The sequence below is a fragment of the Geobacter sulfurreducens PCA genome, assembly GCF_000007985.2.
Classification (GTDB): domain Bacteria; phylum Desulfobacterota; class Desulfuromonadia; order Geobacterales; family Geobacteraceae; genus Geobacter; species Geobacter sulfurreducens.
Genome location: NC_002939.5, coordinates 3,774,109 through 3,793,856 on the forward strand (window position 1 = coordinate 3,774,109; position 19,748 = coordinate 3,793,856).

At 65.2% G+C, this 19,748-nt stretch carries 20 protein-coding genes; all 20 read right to left on the reverse strand.

Annotation, left to right across the window (positions count from 1 at the left end; all coding sequences use genetic code 11):
* Positions 1-9: 9 nt before the first annotated feature.
* Positions 10-1,410 (reverse strand): NADH-quinone oxidoreductase subunit N, encoded by a 1,401-nt coding sequence (locus tag GS_RS17175; protein WP_010944039.1) that lies wholly within the window; start codon positions 1,408-1,410, stop codon positions 10-12.
* A complete protein-coding gene (locus GS_RS17180) occupies positions 1,407-2,897 on the reverse strand; it encodes a complex I subunit 4 family protein (RefSeq protein WP_010944040.1) in 1,491 nt (496 codons plus the stop codon). Before GS_RS17180 ends, GS_RS17175 begins: the two co-directional genes overlap by 4 nt.
* Positions 2,897-4,771: an NADH-quinone oxidoreductase subunit L gene (gene nuoL / locus GS_RS17185; protein WP_010944041.1), complete on the reverse strand. Its 1,875-nt coding sequence runs from the start codon at positions 4,769-4,771 to the stop codon at positions 2,897-2,899. Before nuoL ends, GS_RS17180 begins: the two co-directional genes overlap by 1 nt.
* Positions 4,768-5,076, reverse strand: a complete 309-nt coding sequence (gene nuoK / locus GS_RS17190) for an NADH-quinone oxidoreductase subunit NuoK (protein WP_010944042.1) — start codon at positions 5,074-5,076, stop codon at positions 4,768-4,770. The genes nuoL and nuoK overlap by 4 nt, the downstream gene beginning before the upstream one ends.
* Positions 5,073-5,564 (reverse strand): NADH-quinone oxidoreductase subunit J family protein, encoded by a 492-nt coding sequence (locus tag GS_RS17195; RefSeq protein WP_010944043.1) that lies wholly within the window; start codon positions 5,562-5,564, stop codon positions 5,073-5,075. The genes nuoK and GS_RS17195 overlap by 4 nt, the downstream gene beginning before the upstream one ends.
* A gap of 4 nt (positions 5,565-5,568) precedes the next feature.
* Positions 5,569-6,099, reverse strand: coding sequence for an NADH-quinone oxidoreductase subunit NuoI (gene nuoI / locus GS_RS17200; RefSeq protein ID WP_010944044.1), 531 nt, complete (start codon positions 6,097-6,099; stop codon positions 5,569-5,571).
* Positions 6,100-6,155: 56 nt separating this feature from the next.
* Positions 6,156-6,581 (reverse strand): ankyrin repeat domain-containing protein, encoded by a 426-nt coding sequence (locus tag GS_RS17205; RefSeq protein WP_010944045.1) that lies wholly within the window; start codon positions 6,579-6,581, stop codon positions 6,156-6,158.
* A 141-nt stretch (positions 6,582-6,722) separates the two neighbouring features.
* On the reverse strand, positions 6,723-7,712 hold the full coding sequence (gene nuoH / locus GS_RS17210; protein WP_010944046.1) for an NADH-quinone oxidoreductase subunit NuoH: 990 nt from the start codon (positions 7,710-7,712) through the stop codon (positions 6,723-6,725).
* Positions 7,709-9,310 (reverse strand): ATP-binding protein, encoded by a 1,602-nt coding sequence (locus GS_RS17215; RefSeq protein ID WP_010944047.1) that lies wholly within the window; start codon positions 9,308-9,310, stop codon positions 7,709-7,711. The genes nuoH and GS_RS17215 overlap by 4 nt, the downstream gene beginning before the upstream one ends.
* A gap of 164 nt (positions 9,311-9,474) precedes the next feature.
* The gene (locus GS_RS17220; protein WP_010944048.1) at positions 9,475-9,816 is read right to left on the reverse strand and encodes a zinc ribbon domain-containing protein YjdM; all 342 of its coding nucleotides are present in this window, start codon (positions 9,814-9,816) and stop codon (positions 9,475-9,477) included.
* Positions 9,817-9,841: 25 nt separating this feature from the next.
* The gene (gene nuoG, locus GS_RS17225) at positions 9,842-11,875 is read right to left on the reverse strand and encodes an NADH-quinone oxidoreductase subunit NuoG (RefSeq protein ID WP_010944049.1); all 2,034 of its coding nucleotides are present in this window, start codon (positions 11,873-11,875) and stop codon (positions 9,842-9,844) included.
* Between the two features lie 9 nt (positions 11,876-11,884).
* Complete coding sequence (locus tag GS_RS17230; protein ID WP_010944050.1) at positions 11,885-12,457, reverse strand: hypothetical protein; 573 nt, start codon at positions 12,455-12,457, stop codon at positions 11,885-11,887.
* Positions 12,454-13,725 (reverse strand): NADH-quinone oxidoreductase subunit NuoF, encoded by a 1,272-nt coding sequence (gene nuoF / locus GS_RS17235; RefSeq protein WP_010944051.1) that lies wholly within the window; start codon positions 13,723-13,725, stop codon positions 12,454-12,456. Before nuoF ends, GS_RS17230 begins: the two co-directional genes overlap by 4 nt.
* Before the next feature lie 74 nt (positions 13,726-13,799).
* Positions 13,800-14,144 (reverse strand): DUF488 domain-containing protein, encoded by a 345-nt coding sequence (locus tag GS_RS17240; protein WP_010944052.1) that lies wholly within the window; start codon positions 14,142-14,144, stop codon positions 13,800-13,802.
* A gap of 3 nt (positions 14,145-14,147) precedes the next feature.
* A complete protein-coding gene (gene nuoE / locus GS_RS17245; protein WP_010944053.1) occupies positions 14,148-14,636 on the reverse strand; it encodes an NADH-quinone oxidoreductase subunit NuoE in 489 nt (162 codons plus the stop codon).
* Between the two features lie 5 nt (positions 14,637-14,641).
* Positions 14,642-17,020: an NADH-quinone oxidoreductase subunit B/C/D gene (locus GS_RS17250; RefSeq protein WP_010944054.1), complete on the reverse strand. Its 2,379-nt coding sequence runs from the start codon at positions 17,018-17,020 to the stop codon at positions 14,642-14,644.
* Complete coding sequence (locus GS_RS17255; RefSeq protein ID WP_010944055.1) at positions 17,007-17,435, reverse strand: NADH-quinone oxidoreductase subunit A; 429 nt, start codon at positions 17,433-17,435, stop codon at positions 17,007-17,009. The genes GS_RS17250 and GS_RS17255 overlap by 14 nt, the downstream gene beginning before the upstream one ends.
* Positions 17,436-17,534: 99 nt before the next feature.
* Positions 17,535-17,987, reverse strand: a complete 453-nt coding sequence (locus GS_RS17260) for a thioredoxin family protein (RefSeq protein ID WP_010944056.1) — start codon at positions 17,985-17,987, stop codon at positions 17,535-17,537.
* 9 nt (positions 17,988-17,996) lie between these two features.
* Positions 17,997-18,464: a peroxiredoxin gene (locus GS_RS17265; protein WP_010944057.1), complete on the reverse strand. Its 468-nt coding sequence runs from the start codon at positions 18,462-18,464 to the stop codon at positions 17,997-17,999.
* Positions 18,465-18,526: 62 nt separating this feature from the next.
* A complete protein-coding gene (locus GS_RS17270; protein WP_010944058.1) occupies positions 18,527-19,738 on the reverse strand; it encodes an acetate/propionate family kinase in 1,212 nt (403 codons plus the stop codon).
* Positions 19,739-19,748: the final 10 nt, after the last annotated feature.

Here is a 19,748-nt window from a genome sequence, read left to right on the forward strand (position 1 = left end):
ACACGTGGCTCAGGCCTTGAGGATCGCCTCAACCAAGTCGAACAAAGGACCGGGCCAGACGCCGAGAGCCAGGATGGCGACGGTCACGGCGCCGAGGCATACCGCCTCCGCCGGGGTGGGGAGCGGACCCGGGGCAGCCTCCTCAGCCGGTTTCATGTAGAGGTTCACCACCACCCGCAGGTAGTAGTAGGCCGACGCCGCTGCCGTGAGGATGCCGATGATCGCCAGGGGCGTCTCTCCTGCCCTGAGGGCCGCGAAAAAGATGGCGAATTTCCCCGCAAAACCCACGGTGGGGGGAATTCCCGCCAGGGCAAACATGGCCACCGCCAGTACCACCCCCTGGAACGGCCGCCGGTAGCCGATCCCCCGGAGCTCATCCACCTGCTCCAGCGGTCTTTCCTGTTCCAGGGAGGCAAGGGCACCGAAGGCCGCCAGGCTCATGACCCCATAGGCAACGGCATAGAAGGCCGCGGCCTCGTAGCCCCGTCCACCAGAGAGGAGCGCCAGGGCCACGTACCCCATCTGGGCCACGGAGGAGTAGGCGAGCATCCGCTTCACATTGGGCTGGAGCAGCGCCGCCAGGTTCCCCACGGCCATGGAGAGGAGCGCCAGCCCCCAGAGGGGCGCCCGCAGGGGACCGATTTCCCCCAGGGGGGGCAGGATCAGCAGGAACAGGGCGATGGCCGCTCCCTTGGAACCGGCGGCCAGGAAGGCGGTCACCGGCGTCGGCCCCCCCTGGTAGACATCCGGGGTCCAGAGGTGGGCCGGGGCCAGCGACACCTTGAAGGCGAGCCCCGCCAGGAGGAGCCCCCATCCCGCCAGGGCGATCCCGCCGCCCGCTGCCGAGGCGGCAACGGCCCGCCCGATCTCCAGGGAGCCGGTGGCACCATAGAGGAGCGCGATGCCGAAGGCCACGAATGCCGCGGACACGGCACCCATGAGGAGATACTTGAGTCCCGCTTCCCCCGATGCCGGCCGGTTGCGATCATAGGCCACCAGGATGTAGAATGCGAAGGTCAGGGCCTCCAGCCCCAGAAAGAGGGTCAGGAAGTTGGCCGCGCTCGCCACCACCCCCATGCCGAATGCGCCGAACAGGATCGTGGCCGGATACTCCTCTCCCTCCAATCCCTGCCGGTCGGCGTGGTCATGGGCAAGGAGCAGGGACAGGAGCGCGGTCACCGCGAAAAGCACCAAAAACGACCGGGCGAACGGCGTGAACGCCACCCCCAGGGTCGGCGCCAGGGGCCGGGGGGGGGTCTGCAGAGCCCAGAGGGCCGCACCGGCGCAGACCGCCACTCCGATGGCAGTCCCGTACCGGCCAGGCACGATCGCACCCAGGATAAGCACGAGGACGCTCCCGCAGGCGAGGAGCAGAAGCGGCATGATGGTCCAGAGATCGGCGATGGTCACGGTGCCACCCCCGTCAGCAGCGCCACCGGCACCTTGAGGATATCCAGGAGCGGTTTCGGATGGACCCCGATGTAGAGATCGATCACGGCCAGTACGGCCAGCACCGCCCCCTCACGCAGGGTCAGGTCGGGCAGGCGCAGTGGCCGCCGTTCCGTCTGGAAGAGAACCTCCTGCACGAGTCGCACGGTGTAGATAAGCGGCAGCACGATACCGAGGAAGGCGATTGCCCCGGCTGCTGGCGTGATCCGGAAGACCCCCACCAGGATCAGGAACTCTCCCACGAAGTTGTTGAGCCCCGGCAGCCCCGCCGAAGCCATGGCGAAGAAGAGAAAGAAAAAGGAGAAGGCCGGCATGGTTCCCCAGAGTCCGCCGAACGCCGACACCTCCCGGGTGTGGGCGCGCTCGTCCAGCATCCCCACCAGGGCGAAGAGAGCGGCGGTGGTGAAGCCGTGGTTCACCATCTGGAGAATGGAGCCCGACAGGGCCACCGGCCCCCAGGAGGCGATCCCGAGGGCGACGAACCCCATGTGCCCAACGCTGGAGTAGGCCACCATCCGTTTCATGTCCTCCTGGGCGTAGGCGATCCACGAGGCATAGAGGATGCCGATGATTGCCAGCACGTAGAGGAGCGGCGTGAATCCTTTGGCCGCCTCGGGAAAGAGCGGGTAGCCGAAGCGGACCAGACCGTAGGCCCCGGTCTTCAGGAGCAGCGCCGCCAGGATCACGCTGCCGGCCGTGGGGGCGTCGGTGTGGGCGTCCGGGAGCCAGGTGTGGACCGGAAACAGCGGAAACTTGATGGCGAAGGCCAGCAGAAACGCCCCGAAAAGCCACGGAGCCGCGGCATGGGCAATGGGTGACTTGGCCAGGAGCGGCAGGGCAAAGGTGAAGGTGCCGGTGGCATCGCCATGAATGAGGTAGACCCCGATGATGGCCAGCAGCATCAGGAGCGAGCCCACCAGGGTATAAAGGAAGAACTTAACTGCCGAGTAGATGCGTCGGCCGTGGCCCCAGATGCCGATCAAGAAGAACATGGGGATCAGCATCACTTCCCAGAAGAGGTAGAAGAGGACCAGGTCAAGGGAAAGGAACACTCCCATGATCCCGCTCTCCATGAGAAGGATCAGGAAGTAGTGGAGCGTGGCCCGCTCGGTGATGCCGCGCCACGAAACGAGCATCGCCACCACCGTGGTGAAGGCGGTGAGGGCCACCATGAGGAGGCTGATCCCGTCCATCCCCAGCAGGTACCGGATGCCGAACCGCTCGATCCAGGCGGCATCTTCCCAGAGAAAATACCCTGCTGCGGCACCCGGCGCCGGCGGCATTCCCGGCGCGGCGACGAGGACCCAGCCGGCCAGGGCCAGTTCCGCCACGGCAATCCCCAGGGCGAGGGGGCGGGCCCACTCCGGACGGTTCCAGACCGGCGCCAGGCAGAAGCACCCCGCCAGGGGGAGGAGGATCAAGATGGTGAGGATGGAGTAGGAAGTCATCAGATCCTCCCCCATGCGAGCCACCCCAGAACCAGCGCCAGCCCCGCCGCGAAGCTGAGGAGATAAACCGACACCCGTCCGCAACTCCAGCGGCCCAGCCCTTGTCCGGCCGTACCGATGCCGTCGGCCAGGCGGTCGAGAGAGACGTCGATCACCCCTTCGTCCACCCGGCGCCAGAGGAAGGAGGCGATGGCCTCGTAGGGGCGGATGAAGAGGGCGCGGTAGAGATGGTCCGCGTACCAGCCGTTCAGGAGGAAAGCGGTGATCCCCCTGGGCTCGGCTGCGGCTGCTTCGATCCGGGCCGCGCGGCGGATGCCGCCGTAGCGGTAGTGGGCGATTGCGAGTCCGGTCAGGGCCACGAGGGCGGCGATTGCCTCCACGGCCATCTCTTCCCCGTGGGAAAGATGGGCAGCCCCTTCGGTGAGGGTCGTGGCCAGGAAGCGGCCGAGCCAGCCGTCGGCCAGGAACGCGGGGAGGTGGATAAACCCACCGATGAGCCCCAGGATCGCCAGGGGAAGGAGCATCAGGTCCATGATCCGCGGATTACGGTGAACCTCCGTTGCCCCCTCGCCGCCGAAGACGAGGTAGACCATTCGGAAGGTGTAGAAGGAGGTGAGGAGCGCCGCCATGAGCCCCAAACCGAAGAGCCCGCCGTAGAGCGCGCCCCCCTTGGCCCAGACCGCGGCCAGGATTGCGTCCTTGCTGAAGAAGCCGCCGGTGGGGGGAAGTCCCGCCAGGCAGGCGGCACCGGCCATGAAGGCCCAGAAGGTGACCGGCATCTTCCGGCGCAGGCCCCCCATCCTGAAGAGGTCCTGCTCGTGATGGAGGGCCGCGATGACGCAGCCGGCCCCGAGGAACAGAAGCGCCTTGAAGAAGGCATGCACCAGCAGGTGGAAGGTGGCGGCAGTGACGGCGCCGGCCCCGACGCCGAGCATCATGTAGCCGATCTGGCTGATGGTGGAGTAGGCCAGCACCCGCTTGAAGTCCCGCTGGACCAAGGCGCAGGTGGCGCCGTAGAAGGCGGTGACGGCACCGGTTATGGCCACGGCGGCCATGACCACGGGGGCCGCGCTGAAGAGGGGCGACATCCGGGCCATGAGGTAGACCCCGGCGGTGACCATAGTGGCGGCGTGGATCAGTGCCGAGACCGGCGTTGGGCCGGCCATGGCGTCGGGGAGCCAGACCATGAGGGGTACCTGGGCCGACTTCCCCATGGCCCCGGCCAGAAACAAAAGCCCCAGCGCCGTGACGACCCCCACGGGCATCAGAAATCCCATCTGGTTGATCTGGCTGATGGATTCGGTCTGGAAAAGCTGGAAGCACCAGACAATGCCGATGCCGAAGGCCGTATCGCCGATTCGGGTGGTGATGAAGGCCTTGCGGCCGGCAGTGGCGTTTTTCGGGTCGGAATACCAGAAACCGATGAGGGCGTAGGAGCAGAAGCCGACCCCTTCCCACCCCAGGTAGAGAAGCGGCAGGTTCTCCGCCAGGATCAGGACCAGCATGGCAAAGACGAAGAGATTCAGCAGCGCGAAGAACCGGGCCGGGCTCCCCTCCCCCGCCATATATCCCACGGCGTAGAGGTGGATCAGGCCGCAGACGAAGGTGATCATCACCGTCATCACTAGGGAGAGGGGATCCAGGTAGAGGGCGATGGGGGCGGTGAAGTCGAAGTCCGCCAGCCAAGTGGCCAGCAGCACGGTCTCCGGCGCTTCATAGGCCGCGAAGGCCAGGGCCGCGCAGACGAAGGCCCCCCAGACCGCGGCACAGGCCAGCGCCTCGCACAGGCGGCGCGGGAGCTTCCGCCCCACCAGCGCGTTGAGGGTGCCGCCCAGCAGCGGCAGCAGGAGTATGAGGGCGAGATAGAGCTTCATCCCTGCAGCTCCCTGAACTCATCCGCATCAACCGTCTTCTTCCGCCGGTGGAGGTAGACCACCATGGCCAGGGCCAGGGACACCTCGGCCGAGGTGAGGGCCATGATGATGAGGGAGAAGACCTGTCCGTCCGCCATTCCCCAGCGGGCCGCGCCCCCCACGAAGGCGAGCATGGCGGCGTTGAGCATCACTTCGATACCGATGAGGAGCATGATCAGGTTCATCCGCCAGACCAGGACGCAAACAAGCCCCAGGGCGAAGAGAAGGCCGGCAAGGATCAGAACGTGCTCGAAGGGGACGATCACCGCTCCCTCCTTTTGGCCAGGTAGAGCGCCCCCACCAGTGCAAAGAGAAGCTGCATGGAGATCACCTCAACTGCTACCCCGTATTTCCCGAAGAGCGTCAGGGCGAATTCCTTCACGCCGATGGCCCGGCCCGCCGCCGATGCCGCCTGGGCGCGAGAGATCAGAAGCGTCAGGGCCGACGCCAGGGTTACGGCGCCGAGGGCCAGGGCGGGCCACCAGTCGCGGATGCCGGGACGCCTGGCCCGCTCCGGGTGCCCCAGGTCCAACATCATGATCACGAACAGGAAGAGGACCATGATAGCGCCGGCATAGATGATCACCTCGAACACCGCCACTACCGGCGCGCCGAGCGTGAAGAAGATCACCGCCAGGGCGAAAAAGGAGGTCACGAGGTAGACGATGGCGTGCACCGCGTGCTTCTCGGTGATGGCAAGAACCGTGGCGATGACGGTCACGGCGGCAAGGATGTAGAAAAGAGCCTGTTCCATACCGTTAGGGCATCAGTCCCCGCACGTCCACCGGCTCTTCCTCGCATTCGCCAGCCCCGCGGGGCTGGGCGACGCCGATGCCGGCGTGACGGTAGAAGTTGTACCCGGCATCCTTGCCGCAGCCATCGATGAGGAGGTCCTCCTTCTCGTAGACCAGTTCCATGATGTCCCGTTCGCAGATCTCGTAGTCGGGGGTCATCTGGATGGCCAGGGTCGGACAGGCCTCGGCGCAGAGGCCGCAGAAGATGCAGCGGGAGAAGTTGATCCGGAACCACCGGGCGTAGCGGCGGCCCTCCTCCCCTTCGGCCGCTTCCATGGAGATGCAGTCAACGGGACAGGCCGCGGAGCAGAGGTAGCAGGCCACGCAGCGCTCTCCGCCGTCCGGGTCGCGGGTGAGAACGATCCGCGCCCGGTAGCGGGGCGCCGGCGTCCGCTTCACCTCCGGGTACTCCACGGTCACCGGCCTGCGGAAGATATGCTTCCAGGTCACGAAAAGCCCGGTGGCGATGGCTTTGAAATCGGTCAGTATCGGCATGGTTCACGGGAGTGGAGGGGCTCCGGCCAGAGCCCCTCCACCGGTTCACGCGGCGGTCAGGCGGTGCCCGACTTGGCCCGTTGCGCCTTTTTGATCAGGTCCAGAGTGTCAGGGTGTCCGTTCGCTTCCGCATAGGTCAGGGCCGTATTGCCCAGCTTCATCTTGGCCAGGGGGTCGGCGCCGGCCGTCAGCAGGTCTTCCACGCATTCGTTGCATCCGTAATTCGCAGCCAGCATGAGGGGGGTGTGCCATTCGAGATCCCGCGGGTCCACCTGCGCGCCCGCCTCAAGCAGCGCCCGGATGGCTGCAGCCTGACCGTTGGCCGCCGCGTAGTGGAGGGCGGTCTTGCCCTTCTCGCTTTTGGCCTCCAGGTCGGCGCCACGGCCGATGAGATCCCTGATCGCATCCACATCCCCTGCCTTCGCCGCGTCGATGAGCGGCGTATGCCCGTGCTTGTCCTTGGTATTCACGTTCTCAACCATGACACGTCCTCCTTTGCTTCGTTGCGTGTTGGATTCTCTTCTGCGGAACGATGACCAGTGTGCGTGTGTCAGACCGTGATGCGGTTGTGCGTGGTGCGAACGTTCTCTCCCCCCTTTCTCTCGATGGTGTTTGTCTCTCCGTTACACGAACATCAGTACCCATCCGGTGATCAGGATGTTGAGCAGTGCCAGCGGCGTCAGCACCTTCCATCCCAGGTGCATGAGCTGATCGTAGCGCAACCGCGGCAGGGTTCCCCGCATCCAGATGAAAAAGAAGGCGAAGGCGAGAGTCTTCACCGAAAACCAGACGAAGGGAGGCAGCAGCGGCCCCTGCCAGCCGCCCAGAAAGAAGGTGGTTGCCAAACCGCCGAGGACGATGATGTTGATGTACTCGCCCACGAAAAAGAGGCCGAAACGCATCCCCGAGTACTCGGTGTGGAACCCCGCCACCAGCTCTCCCTCCGCCTCGGGGATGTCAAAGGGTATCCGCTTGCATTCGGCCGCGATGCTGATGAGAAAGATCAGAAAGGCCACGGGCTGGTAGGCGATGAACCAGACCCCCTCCTGGGCCGCCACGATGTCCGACAGCCGGAGCGACCCGGCCAGCATCACCGTGGGCACCAGGGACAGCCCCATGGAGAGCTCGTAGGAGATGAGCTGGGCCAGCCCCCGGATGGAGCCCAGGAGCGCGTACTTGGAGTTGGACGCCCATCCCCCCAGGGCCACACCATACACCGCAATGGAGGAGAGTGCCAAGAAGAAGAGGAGCCCCACGTTCAGATCCGCCACCTGAAGCGGGATCTCACGGCCGAGAATCGTGACCGGCGCCCCGAAGGGGATCACCGCAAAGGTGAGGATCGCCGGGACGGCAGCCATGGCCGGGGCCAGATAGAAGAGCCACTTGTCGGCGCCGGCGGGGCGGAAATCCTCCTTGGTCAGGAGTTTGATGAGATCCGCCAGGGGCTGCAGCAGGCCGAAGGGGCCCACCCGGTTCGGCCCCTTGCGGTCCTGGATCCAGGCCAGGAGCCGCCGCTCGGCGAAGACCAGGTAGGCCGCCAGGGTGAGCACCACGAAGAAGATCAGGGCGATCTTGGCCCCGTGGATGGCTATGTCGAGAGCAACTCCGTTCATGACTCCCCGCCGGGTTCCGGCAACGTGAAGTAAAACGTGGCGCCGGCGCCGGGCGTTCCCTCCGCCCAGATGCGCCCTCCATGGCGGTCGATGATCCGCTTGACCGTGGCAAGGCCGATGCCGGTCCCCTCGAACGCGCGCGCGTCGTGGAGGCGCTCGAAGGGCTGAAAAAGCTTGTCCTTGTGGGCCATGTCAAAGCCGACGCCGTTGTCGCGGATAAAGTAGAGCCGCTCTCCCTCGCCCTCGCAACGGCCGAACTCGATGACTGCGTTCTCCTTTGGGGCCGTATATTTCCAGGCGTTCCTAAGGATATTCTCCATGGCAGCCCGCAGCAACCCCGGATCCCCCTCGACCGTCAGGCCGTCGGCTATGATGAAATCCACTGCCCGACCGGGCTCCCCGTCACTCAGCTCACGGGCAATGCTCCGCGCCAGGCGGCTCAGGTTCACCGCCTCGTGGACGACCTCACCCTTCACGCTCCGGGAAAACCTGAGAAGATCGTCTATCAGCTGTTCCATCCGCGTTGCCAGCCGGATCATACGGATGAGGATGTCCCGCCCCTCCCCCTCCAGGCGGTCGGCGTAGTCCTCATAGAGCATGCGGCTGTACCCGTCCAGCCTCCGGAGCGGGCCGCGCAGGTCGTGAGAAACTGAAAAACCGAACGCCTCAAGTTCGCGGTTGGCGGTTTCCAGGGCCTCGGTGCGCTCCCGCACGCGCTGCTCCAAATCCGCGTAGACCCGCACATTTTCCATGGCCACCGACGTCGTGTCGGCAAGGGCCTGAATGACGCTGATCTCCTGCTCGGAGGGGCGATGGCGCCTGGCCCAGTAGGTGCCGATGGCGCCGATGGGGTCTTCCCCCCGGATGGGGACCATGGCAAGGCTCTGCACGAACGTAGGGCGATAGGCCTCCACGGGTATCCGCTGATCCTGGTAGATATCCTCGATGACCGCCGCCTGCCGGTTGAGCATGACCCACCCGCTGATGCAGCGCTCAAGGGGGAACCGGAGCCCCTTCCAGAGCGGGGCGATGGCATCTTCGTCCGCATAGAAGCAGTTACCGTTTTCCCGCAGGACAAACGTGGCCCCGTCGGCGCTCACCAACTCCCGGGCGGCAGTCCGGACCACCGCCGTAATCTCGTCGAGGCTGCGGGCCCGGGAAAGCTCCTGCACTACGCGGACAAGCCGCTCCATGAGCCCGCCGAGCCGCCGGTTCTCCTCCTGGGCCGCCATGCGGTCGGTAATGTCCCGATTGCTCCCCCGCCGGCCGAGAAACGTTCCGGCGCCGTCGTGCACCGGCTGACAGTGATGACTGATCCAACGCACCTCACCGGTGCGCGTGATGATGCGGAAGTCAATGGGGCAGACCCCCTCTCGATTGGCCAGAGCATCCGTCAGATGGCTCTCCACGGCCTCCCGGTCCTCAGGATGGACAATCCGCCGCAGCAGGCCCGCTTCACCCATGAACTCGTCGGGACGGTACCCGGTAATCCGCTCGCAGGCCGGGGAGACATAGCGACAGGCCCCCTCGGGGTCGAGCCAGAACTCCCAGTCAGCTGCGAAATCGAGCAGCAATTTGCAGATGTGTTCGCTCTCCATCGGCTTCCTCAATGGTGTGACGCAATGCCGGGAGATGGCCCCCGAATGTATGCACCGCCGCGCCGGGCTGTTTCTTCCACGCGGTTATGACGGCGGAACATGCCATTTACAGTGAACTGGTATTCCCGGGCGCCTGTTCGCTTTGCATGCCCGTTTCGCCTCAACTATGCCTTTTTCACAAATTCCGACTTCAACTGCATGGCACCGACGCCGTCGATCTTGCAGTCGATGTCATGGTCCCCCTCCACGAGCCGGATGTTCCGCACCTTGGTTCCGACCTTGACAACCGAGGACGAGCCTTTGATCTTCAGATCCTTGATCACCGTGACGGAGTCGCCATCACTGAGCACGTTGCCGAAGGCATCGCGCACAACGCGCTGCTCTTCCGGGCTCTCTCCCGGCGCAGCCGTCGGCCACTCATGGGCGCATTCCGGGCAGACGTACATGGTCCCGTCTTCATAGGTGTATTCCGAACTGCATTGTGGGCATGCGGGTAAACTGCTCATGGTGCTCCTTTTTCTGTTTGGTAAGTCAGACTCCAGGAGCCGCCGCGTAGTGCACGGTCCTCTGGAAGTACCTGTTGAGTAAACCACTCTTGCCAGTTATCGAGATGTGGTTCAGTTTCGCGCAACATTTTTCACTACAGCACCGTTTCCCCTCTCCCTTCCGGGTCGAGGTCCCGCAGCAGCTCCCACCGTCCGGCACCCCCCCCGTCACCGCTTCGCCCCCGAACCGCTCCACCAGCTCGGCCACGAACCGCCAAGCGGGGCGGAGTTCCCCGCCGGGGGGGGCGCTGCGGTGCACCCGCGGCGGATGGAACGGCGCCGGCTTGTCGGGGGAGGCGTGGTAGCGGGCCGGGAGCCCCCGAATCGGAAGTCCGGGCGCCATGACCTTCCGGAACCGCTGGGCGCGCCCTTCAAAGTTGACATAGGTGCCGTCCGTCTCCACCCAGGCGGCGGTGGGGATGACGATCTGGGCACGCCTGACCGTTTCCGTCGGAAGCCAGTCAGCGGCCACCACGAACGGCACGCCGGCCAGGAGCGCCTCGGGGATGTCGGCCTCTACAGCGATGATCCCCTTCACTCTCCCCGAGGCAACGGCCTCGGCCAGGGTAACCGCTCCGTGCTCCTTCGCCAGAAGACCCGCCCCAAAGGCGTTGGGACCGGGAAAGAGGTACGCGATTTTGGCATCAGTATGGGCAAGTAACTCAGTGGCTGCGGGAGGATTGTTCCTGGTGCCGCAGATGACCACAGCCCTCTCGAATATCGCCAGAGGCACCTCTTCAATAATGCTGAGCTCGATGGCCTCGATGGAAACGGCTCGGGCTTGCTCAAGGGGCGCATGCGTCCCCACCAGGAAGACCGGTGCGCCGCTGCGCCATGCCTGCCGGACCGCCAGAAGCATCATCGGCCCTTCGTCCCGGAGGTCCGACTCGAGGATGACAATGCAGTCGGCCTTCCGTACGTCCGCCATGGAGGCCGCCCTGCCGTCGGCAAGGAGGGAAACGGCGGCGGCTACCCGCTCCCCTTCGTCCCGCTCGGCAAAGTAACAAAGGTACTCCGTCCCGATGAGCCCGGCCAGCCGTGCCAGAAGGACACTCCCCTCCAGCGGGAGACGGGGTGAGCCGACCAGGGCCAAGCGGCCGGGGCCGTAGAGTTCCATGAACTCTTCAATCCGGAGCATGGTGGCGTCGATGGCCGCGGCCCATGAAACCTCCTCCCCGTCCACCAGCGGCACCCTCGGCCGCACCGGGTCGTTCACGGCGGCATTGGAGAACCGCCCCCGGTCGCAGATGAAGTGGCCGTTCACGGCGGGGTTCTCCCGGGCCATGGTCTTGAGGAGTTCCCGGTAGCGGGCCGCCGGCACGGTGTTGCAGCCGAGGGAACACCAGGGGCAGACCGAAGGGGCCATCTCGTAGTCCCAGTAACGGGCCCGGAACCGGGCGGTCTTGTCGGTAAAGACCCCGGTGGGGCAGATGTCGACGAGATTTCCCGAGAAGGGGGATTCGAGCTCCCCCTCCTCAAACCGGCCGTAGTAGACCCGCCGGGCGCTCCCCATGACCCCGAAGTCGCTGCCGCCGGCATACTCCTGGTAGAAGCGGACGCACCGGTAGCACTGGATGCAGCGGTTCATCTCGTGCTGAATGTGCGGCCCCAGATCCTGGTTCACGTGGGTCCGTTTTTTCCCCTCAAAGCGGCGGATGCCGTGGCCGCCGGCCACGGTGTAGTCCTGAAGGAGGCACTCCCCCCCCTCGTCGCAGACCGGGCAGTCGTGGGGGTGATTGGTCATGAGCCACTCGATGACCAGGCTCCGCATCTTCAAGGCCTCGGGGTCGGTGGTGGAGACCACCATGCCGTCCTGGGCCGGGAGCATGCACGACATCTGGATCCCCTTCACAGGTCCGTCCAGCAGCTTCACGGCACAGAGCCGGCAGGCCCCCACGCTGCCGAGGGCCGGGTGATAGCAGAAGTGCGGAATCCAGATTCCCGCGGTCTTGGCCGCCTCCAGCACGCTGGTGCCGGGAGGGACTTCGACCAGTATGTGATCGATGGTCAGTTTGGGCATGGTTTCAGGTTACAGGATAATCACCCGTGGTTGTTCCCCCTTGTCGTACTGGAGCGCCATGACGAGACTTCCCCAGCCAAGGGTGATGATGATGCCGATGCCGAGCAGGAGCGCCCCCACGGCTGTAAAGATGCTCCCCACGAGTACCGCTAGAATCCAGCCGGCCAGGTCTCCCCTTATGGTTTCGAGGCTCCACCGCAAGGCGTCCATGAACTTCATCCGCCGGTCAATAATGCCGTACATGCCGGGCGCGACCACCACCGACAGGACGAACCCCGCCACCTGACCGATGACCGGCACGTGGTTCAGGGCGAACATGGCCACGACCACGAGCAGAAAGTAGACGAAAAGATCGCCGAAGCAATCCCAGGCCCGGAAGATGTCCCCCGGCTCCGCCTTTCCCCCGCGGGCCACCTTGAGCACCGCGCGGATGTAGCCGGCCAGGAAGCCGATGTTGGCCACAGGAATCCACGCCACCAGGGAGAAGACCAGGGAGAGGACGAGGAGATTGCCGAAATTGCCCGTCCAAAGCCTCGTGGCCCGGGTCACGAGGCCGCCGAAATCGTCAGATGGTGCCGTCATCCCTTTCCTCCGAGGGGGCAGCGCCCCATCACGATGTGCTCCCGGATCTCGTCCTCGAAGAGCCGCAGGAGCCCCTCCACCGGCCCCATGGCACCGGGGGCCAGGGGACAGAAGGCGTAGTTCAGGTACTGGACATGCTCCCGCAGGATGGCGATGTGCTCCTCCCGCCCGGCGCCCGCCTCGATCCGGGCCAGGACGTCCTTCACAAAGGGGAGCCCTTCCCGGCAGGGGGTACACCAGCCGCACGACTCCCGAGCGTAAAAGGACACCAGGTTCAGGGTTGCCGCCACCATGCAGGTGTTCCGGTCGAAGACCACGATGCCGCCGGTGCCGAGCCGGGAGCCGGCCCTTGCCACGGCATCGAAGTCCATGGGGACGTTCCAGTGCTCCCGGGTAAAGAACGGCGTGGACGCCCCGCCGGGTATGCACGCCTTGAACTCCCGCCCCGGCAGCATGCCGCCGCAGGGGCCGTCGATGATCTCGCCCAGGCTCATCCCCAGGGGAAGCTCGAAGCAGGCGGCGTTGTTCACATGTCCGCTCACGCAGAAGAGCTTGGTACCGGCCGCTTCGGAGATTCTCGCCAGCCCCTTGAACCAGGCGGCGCCGTTGGCCACGATAGCCGGGATGTTGGCCAGGGTCTCCACGTTGTTCACCACCGTGGGGCGCCCCCAGAGCCCTTTCACTGCCGGGAAGGGGGGTTTGCTCCGCGGGTTGGCCCGCCTCCCCTCCAGCGCGTTCATGAGGGCTGTTTCCTCGCCACAGATGTAACGCCCGGCGGACTGGTGGACGTCCAGGTCCAGGGAGAAACCGGAGCCGAGGATGTTCTTCCCCAGCAGGCCCGCTTCCTTTGCCTCGGCAATGGCGCGCCGGCAATTCTCCGCCGCCTCTTCGTAGCCGCGGCGGATGAAGATGAAGGCATGGGCCACACCGATGGCATAAGCGGCCAGGGTCATCCCCTCCACCAGAGAATAGGGGTTCGCCTCCAGGAGTATCCGGTCCTTGTAGGTGCCCGGCTCCATCTCGTCGCAGTTACAGATGAGATAACGGGGGCCTGGGATGTCCCGCGGCACGAAGGACCACTTCTTCCCGGTGGGGAACCCGGCCCCGCCCCGGCCCCGCAGATTGGCGTCGATCACCACCTGCTGGACATCGTTGGGCGACATGCCGGAAAGGGCCTTCTCCAGGGCCGCGAAGCCTCCCTCCGCCCGGTACTCGGCAAAGGTTACGCACCGGCCGGGACGGTTATGTCGGAAGAGAACCTGTTCCATTTACCCCTTTGTTCACCCCCCTGCTTCGCTCTCGTTCGCTTCCCCCTACAAGGCAGGGGGGACCGAGGGGGGTCTTATTGCTCAACAAGAATGTCCTTCAGCACCACCGCGTTGTTGTGCTGTTCGTCCTTTGCCGCGAACAGGAGCGTTACCGTCCCGCCGGCCGCCAGTTTCCTGAGTCCATCCAGGAGTTCCGCCTTCGCGTCCAACTCCCGCCGGTACCGCTCCCGGAACTCGTCCCACCGGGCCGGGTCGTGGCCGAACCACTGCCGCAGCTCGTCGCTGGGGGCGATCTCCTTCAGCCACTCGTCGATGCGGGCCTTGTCTTTCGCGATACCCCGGGGCCAGAGCCGGTCCACCAGGACGCGCGTGCCGTCCTCGGTTGCCGGTTCGTCGTAGATCCGCTTTACTCGCACCATCGTTCATCCCTCCGCGGCTGCAAGCTGCCGCCGCTCAGTCGCCAGGATCTCCCCGGCCCGCTCCAGCGTCACCCGGCCGTGGAGGGTGTCGCCGACCATGAGCGTCGGGGCTTCGCCGCAGTTGCCAAGGCAGCAGCAGGGCAGAAGCGTAAAGAGCCCGTCCGCCGTGGTTCCCCCCGGTTCGATGTTCAGCGCCGCTGCCAGGTGCGCCATGAGGCTCTCGCCCCCCAGGGCCCAGCAAGAAATGGAGTCGCAGACGTGGATCACCCGCTTTCCCACGGGGCGGCGGTAGATCATCTCGTAGAAGGTGGCCAGCTCCTCCACCTGGAGGGGGGTGAGTCCCAGGAGCTCCGCCGCCTCCCCCACTGCCTCGTCGGTGAGCCAGCCGTAGTGGCGCTGCAGCGCTTTCATCACGTCCACGGCCGCCTCACGGCTGGTGACGGCGTGAGCGACGCGGGCCTGAAGTTCCTTTTTGAGAAGCTCCGAGATCATCGGCGTCACCTGTCCAAATCCGCCAGCACGAAGTCAATGGACCCGATGATGGCCAGAAAATCCGCCACGAGCCACCCCCGGCTCATGAGGGGGAGGGCCTGGATGTGCGGGAAGCTCGGCGTCTTGATCCGCACCCGGTACGGCACGTTGAGGCCGTCGCTCACCACGAAGTAGCCGTTCTCCCCCTTGGGCGCTTCGATGGCGCTATAGTTCTCCCCCTTCGGCGGCGCCATTCCCCGTGTGGCATTGATGAAATGGTGAATCAGGGATTCGATGTCGTGGAGGGCGTCCCGCTTCTTGGGCAGCACGTAACGGTAGTCATCGGTGATCCAGCGCCCGGCCGGCATCTCCTTCCAGCACTGGCGGACGATGTGGAGCGACTGGCGGATCTCCTCGATCCGGACCCGATAGCGGGCCCAGCAATCCCCCCCCTCCTCGGTCGGAACCTCGAAGTGGAAGTGCTGGTAGCCGTTATAGGGGATCTTTTTCCGCAGGTCCCATTCCACGCCGCAGGCCCGCAGGTTCGGGCCGGTGATTCCCCACTCCAGGGCCTCGTCCCCGGTGATGACGCCCACCCCTTTCAGCCGCTCCCGGAAAATGGGGTTCCCCTTCAGGAGATCCTCGTACTCCTTGAGCCGGCCCGGCATCCAGTCAAGGAACGCCTTCACCGCCCCGTCCCACCCCTCGGGGAGATCGTCGGCCACGCCGCCGATCCGGAACCAGGAGGGGTGCATCCGGCCACCGGTGACCATCTCCACAATGTCGAAGATCTTCTCCCGGTCGGTGAACGTGTAGAAGACTGGGGTCATGGCCCCCACGTCGGCGGCAAAGGTGCCGAGCCAGACCAGATGGTTGGCGATCCGGAAGAGCTCAGCCAGCATGACCCGGATGGCGATGCCCCGGTCCGGCACGGTGATGCCGCAGAGCCGCTCCACGCTGTTCACGTAGGCCAGGTTGTTCTGGACCCCGGCCAGGTAGTCGATCCGGTCGGTGTAGGGGATGAACTGGTTCCAGTGCTGGCGCTCGCCGATCTTCTCGGCACCCCGGTGGTGGTAGCCGATGTCGGTATCCATGTCCACGATCTCTTCGCCGTCCAGCTTGAGGACGAAGCGGATGATGCCGTGAGTGCCGGGGTGCTGGGGCCCCAGGTTCAGGATCAGTGTTTCTTCGTCAATTCTATCGAAGAAATCAGAGGCAGGCAGGGCCTGATGGCGCCGGGCGTCGTCCGTGGTGTAGGGATGCATCTCCGTTGCCCGGAAGGGGTGATTTTTCCGCAGCGGGTGCCCCTCCCAGTCGGGTGGCATGAGGATGCGGCGCAGGTTCGGGTGGCCGGCGAACTGGATGCCGTACATGTCGAAGGCCTCCCGCTCGTACCAGTCGGCCGCCGGGAAGACGCTTGTCGCGCTCGGGATCTCCGGCGTATCCCCTCGCAACTCGGCCTTGATCCGCAGATGTCCGGGGATGTGGAAGTTCAGTAGGTGGTAATTGACGGTGAAGTCCGGGAACCGCGACCGCTCCCGGCGGCACGACTCATCCACGCAGGCCACGTCCTCCAGACGCCGGAAAGGAGCGGCGCTCCGGGTTTTCAGGTGGCGCAGCACGTCCGGCAGCAGCTCCGGCGGGCAGCGGTAGGTGAGCATGTCGGTAGCGTGATCGTCCCGCACCACCCGGTGGCCGAAGGCCGTTTCCAGTTCGCCGGCAAGACCGAAGTCGGGGAACTGGTGCTTTGGGGCCGGCGGGCGCCACATCTCGTCCGAGCGGGGCATTGGGAAATGGGGGTGCTGCACCGAAGTCCCCCTGATGGCGATCCCCTCCATGCCGGGTCCCCGGGTGTCGCGGGACTTGGTCACCCCGTCCACCAGCACCGGCCGGGTGGTTCCCTCGCTCCCGCCGGCCAAGTGGAGGACCTTCCTGGCGGGGCGTTCTTCCCTCCTGATTTTTTCCTGGAGCAGCATCAGCCCCTGGAGGAATGCCTCGGGGCGCGGGGGACAGCCGGGGACGTGGACATCCACCGGGATGATCTGGTTCACCCCCTGGACCACGCTGTAGACGTCATACATGCCGCCGGAGTTGGCGCAACTCCCCATGGAGATGACCCACTTGGGCTCGGCCATCTGCTCGTAGAGCCGGAGGATTGACGGGGCCATCTTCTTGAAGACCGTGCCGGCGATGACCATGAGGTCCGCCTCCCGGGGGGTGCCCCGGAGCACCTCGGCCCCGAAGCGGGAAACGTCGTAGCGGGAGGTGAAGGAGGTCATCATCTCGACGAAACAGCAGGAGAGCCCGAAGAACATGGGCCAGAGGGAATTGGCCCGGCCCCAGTTGATCAGGTCGTCCAGGCTGGCCAGAATGATGTTGTTCTGTGGGACCTCAGTCTCGGACATGGCCCCTCCGTGCACGGGACGGTCCCCAGTCGAGGCCCCCCTTCAGCCAGAGCCAGACGAGGCCGAGAAGGAGGATAACGATGAAGAAGGTGATATGGACGAGCCCTTGAAGGCCCAGTTCGCGCCAGGCCGTGGCCCAGGCGAAGATAAAGGCCGCCTCCACGTCGAAGACGATGAAGAAGATGGCAATGAGGTAGAACGGGACCGGATAGGCGAGCCGGGCCGAACCGGTGGGGATTGCGCCCGATTCGTAGGGGAGTTCCTTGTTGCGGTTCGTGGTCTTGGCGCCGAGCCACCAGGCAGCCAGGAGAAGCACGCCGATCAGAATGGATGCCGCAAGGGTGTAGAGCGCCAGGGGAAGGAACTCGGGCGGCAACGAGGGGAAGAGGGAATGTGAAATGCCGGCTGGTTGCATTCTACTCTCCTTGGCGTCGAGTGAAATGCCGAGTTCATACTCTAGCGCAATCGGGACTCATGTCAACGGTTTTGAGGGAAACGCCGATGCCCGGCCACATTAGCGCAGGGCATCGCGGACCCGGGAAAGCACCGCCTCTCTGGGTAGTGCACCGCTCCAGGTTGCGAGCACCTGCCCCCGTCGCAGGAGCACCAGGGCCGGAATCCCCCGGATGCCGAAGCGGGCTGCCAGCTGCGGGTTCTCCTGGGTGTTCACCTGAACCACTGCCGCCGTGCCGGCAAGCTCCCGCGCAACCTCCCGCACCACCGGTGCGAAGTCCCGGCAGTGGGGTCACCAGGGGGCCCAGAATTCAACCAGAACGGGGCCATGATAGCCAGCGACGAACGGGTCGAAACTCCGGTCGGTAAGCGGGACCGGCTGGAAATAGAGGGGCGGGAGCACACCGCGGCAGCTGCCGCAGCGGCCCGCAACCCCTTCCCTGGATGCCGGCACCCGGTTGCTCGTGCCACAGGCGGGGCAGGCAACGAGAAATGACTGGCCGCTCTCTGCCATGGGAGGTTCCTACCCCTGCTTGGCGAGGAACTCCGCCACCTGCGCCGGATGGGCCTCTGCCTTGGCCACCTTGGACCAGTGCTTCACCACCGTCCCGTCGGGACCCACCACCACTGTGGAGCGGATCGTGCCCATAGTAGTCTTGCCGTACTGGACCTTCTCGCCGAAGGCACCGTAGGCGGTCATCATGGCGGCGTCCGGATCCGACAGAAGCGTGAAGGGGAGGCCGAAGGCCTTGATGAACTTATCGTGGGACGCGAGGCTGTCTTTGCTGACGCCGAGAAGAACAACGCCGCGCGCCATCAGATCCTGGTGCAGATCCCGGAAGCCGCAGGCCTCCTTGGTGCATCCCGGAGTATTGTCCCGGGGATAGAAATAGATGACGACCGTTTTCCCTGCATAGTCTTTCAGGGAGTGTTTTTTCCCGTCACTTCCCTCCAGGGTGAAGTCGGGAGCTTTTTTGCCTTCCAGCGACATGCCTGCCTCCTTGGTGAATCGAATCCGACAGGAAAAACAGTTTACCCCATTCCCGGTCGTTGTCACCCCTGCCCATTCAGGAGCGCGGCCACCTCCTCGGCGTAAACCATTTCCTCATCGGTGGGAATCACGTAGACCGCAACAGGCGAGTCATCGGCGCTGACCCGCTCCTCCCGGTCCACGGAACGGGCAGTTCGGTTCCGCTCCCGGTCGAGCCGGATGCCGAAGCATGCCATGTCGGCGAGGGCCTTTTCCCGCACGAGCCATTCCCCCTCCCCCGAGGCCGCGCTGAAGACCACGGCGTCGAGCCGGCCGAGGGCCGCGGCGTAGCCGCCGATGTGCTTCCGGAGTCGGTAGGCCTCCATCTCCAGAGCCAGGAGGCACCGCTCATCCCCCGCGATGGCCCGGGCCAGAAACGCCGACCGGTCCAGCTTGAGGCCGGTGATGCCCGCGGCACCGCTCCGCTGGTTGAGAATCCGGTCCAGATCACGGGGCGAGAGCTGTTCTTCCTGCATCATGAACGGGGGAATGCCCGGGTCGATGGAGCCGCAACGGGTTCCCATCATGGTCCCTTCCAGCGGCGTGAGACCCATGCTCGTATCAATGGAGCACCCTCCCTCCACGGCGCAAAGGGAAATCCCATTGCCGATGTGGATGGTGACCAGATTACAGAGGGCCGGCTCGCGCCCCAGGAGCGCCGCCCCCCGCCGCGCCGCATGACAATGGGAGGCGCCGTGGAAGCCGTAGCGTCTCACGCCGTGCTGCTCGTACCACTCCCAGGGGAGAGGGTAGAGGTAGGCATGGAGCGGCATTGCCTGGTGGAATGCCGTGTCGAAGACTGCCACGTGGGGAATGCCGGGCAGAGTAGCCATGGCTCCCTCGATCCCCGCCAGGTTCGGGGGAATATGGAGCGGCGCCAGTTCCTCCACGGATCTGACCGCCTCGATGACCTTCCCGTCGATGGGAACCGAGGAGGTAAACCGCTCCCCCCCGTGAACGACCCGGTGCCCCACGGCGGTGATCTGCTCGACCCGGGAGAGGGGACCCTCCAGGGGGTGGGTCAGGGTGGCGAGAATAAGGGCCACGGCTGCACCGAAACTGGAGCAGTCAGACTCCAGGTGATAGGGGTCCCGCCCCGGTACCTCCATAGAGATGAACGAGTCGCCCAGCTCGATCCGGTCCACGTCCCCCCGGGCGAGGACGGTCCGCGTAGACCAGTCGAAGAGCTGGAAGTGGATGGAAAAGCCCCGGCAATTGAGAATCAGGATAATCATGTGTCTTCCC

Excerpts from the sequence above, each read along its gene's own strand:
- GS_RS17180 (WP_010944040.1), bottom strand. The coding sequence starts at position 2,897 with ATGACTTCCTACTCCATCCTCACCATCTTGATCCTCCTCCCCCTGGCG.
- nuoL (WP_010944041.1), bottom strand. The coding sequence starts at position 4,771 with ATGAAGCTCTATCTCGCCCTCATACTCCTGCTGCCGCTGCTGGGCGGC.
- GS_RS17195 (WP_010944043.1), bottom strand. The coding sequence starts at position 5,564 with ATGGAACAGGCTCTTTTCTACATCCTTGCCGCCGTGACCGTCATCGCC.
- nuoI (WP_010944044.1), bottom strand. The coding sequence starts at position 6,099 with ATGCCGATACTGACCGATTTCAAAGCCATCGCCACCGGGCTTTTCGTG.
- GS_RS17205 (WP_010944045.1), bottom strand. The coding sequence starts at position 6,581 with ATGGTTGAGAACGTGAATACCAAGGACAAGCACGGGCATACGCCGCTC.
- nuoH (WP_010944046.1), bottom strand. The coding sequence starts at position 7,712 with ATGAACGGAGTTGCTCTCGACATAGCCATCCACGGGGCCAAGATCGCC.
- GS_RS17215 (WP_010944047.1), bottom strand. The coding sequence starts at position 9,310 with ATGGAGAGCGAACACATCTGCAAATTGCTGCTCGATTTCGCAGCTGAC.
- GS_RS17220 (WP_010944048.1), bottom strand. The coding sequence starts at position 9,816 with ATGAGCAGTTTACCCGCATGCCCACAATGCAGTTCGGAATACACCTAT.
- nuoG (WP_010944049.1), bottom strand. The coding sequence starts at position 11,875 with ATGCCCAAACTGACCATCGATCACATACTGGTCGAAGTCCCTCCCGGC.
- GS_RS17230 (WP_010944050.1), bottom strand. The coding sequence starts at position 12,457 with ATGACGGCACCATCTGACGATTTCGGCGGCCTCGTGACCCGGGCCACG.
- nuoF (WP_010944051.1), bottom strand. The coding sequence starts at position 13,725 with ATGGAACAGGTTCTCTTCCGACATAACCGTCCCGGCCGGTGCGTAACC.
- GS_RS17240 (WP_010944052.1), bottom strand. The coding sequence starts at position 14,144 with ATGGTGCGAGTAAAGCGGATCTACGACGAACCGGCAACCGAGGACGGC.
- nuoE (WP_010944053.1), bottom strand. The coding sequence starts at position 14,636 with ATGATCTCGGAGCTTCTCAAAAAGGAACTTCAGGCCCGCGTCGCTCAC.
- GS_RS17250 (WP_010944054.1), bottom strand. The coding sequence starts at position 17,020 with ATGTCCGAGACTGAGGTCCCACAGAACAACATCATTCTGGCCAGCCTG.
- GS_RS17255 (WP_010944055.1), bottom strand. The coding sequence starts at position 17,435 with ATGCAACCAGCCGGCATTTCACATTCCCTCTTCCCCTCGTTGCCGCCC.
- GS_RS17265 (WP_010944057.1), bottom strand. The coding sequence starts at position 18,464 with ATGTCGCTGGAAGGCAAAAAAGCTCCCGACTTCACCCTGGAGGGAAGT.
- GS_RS17270 (WP_010944058.1), bottom strand. The coding sequence starts at position 19,738 with ATGATTATCCTGATTCTCAATTGCCGGGGCTTTTCCATCCACTTCCAG.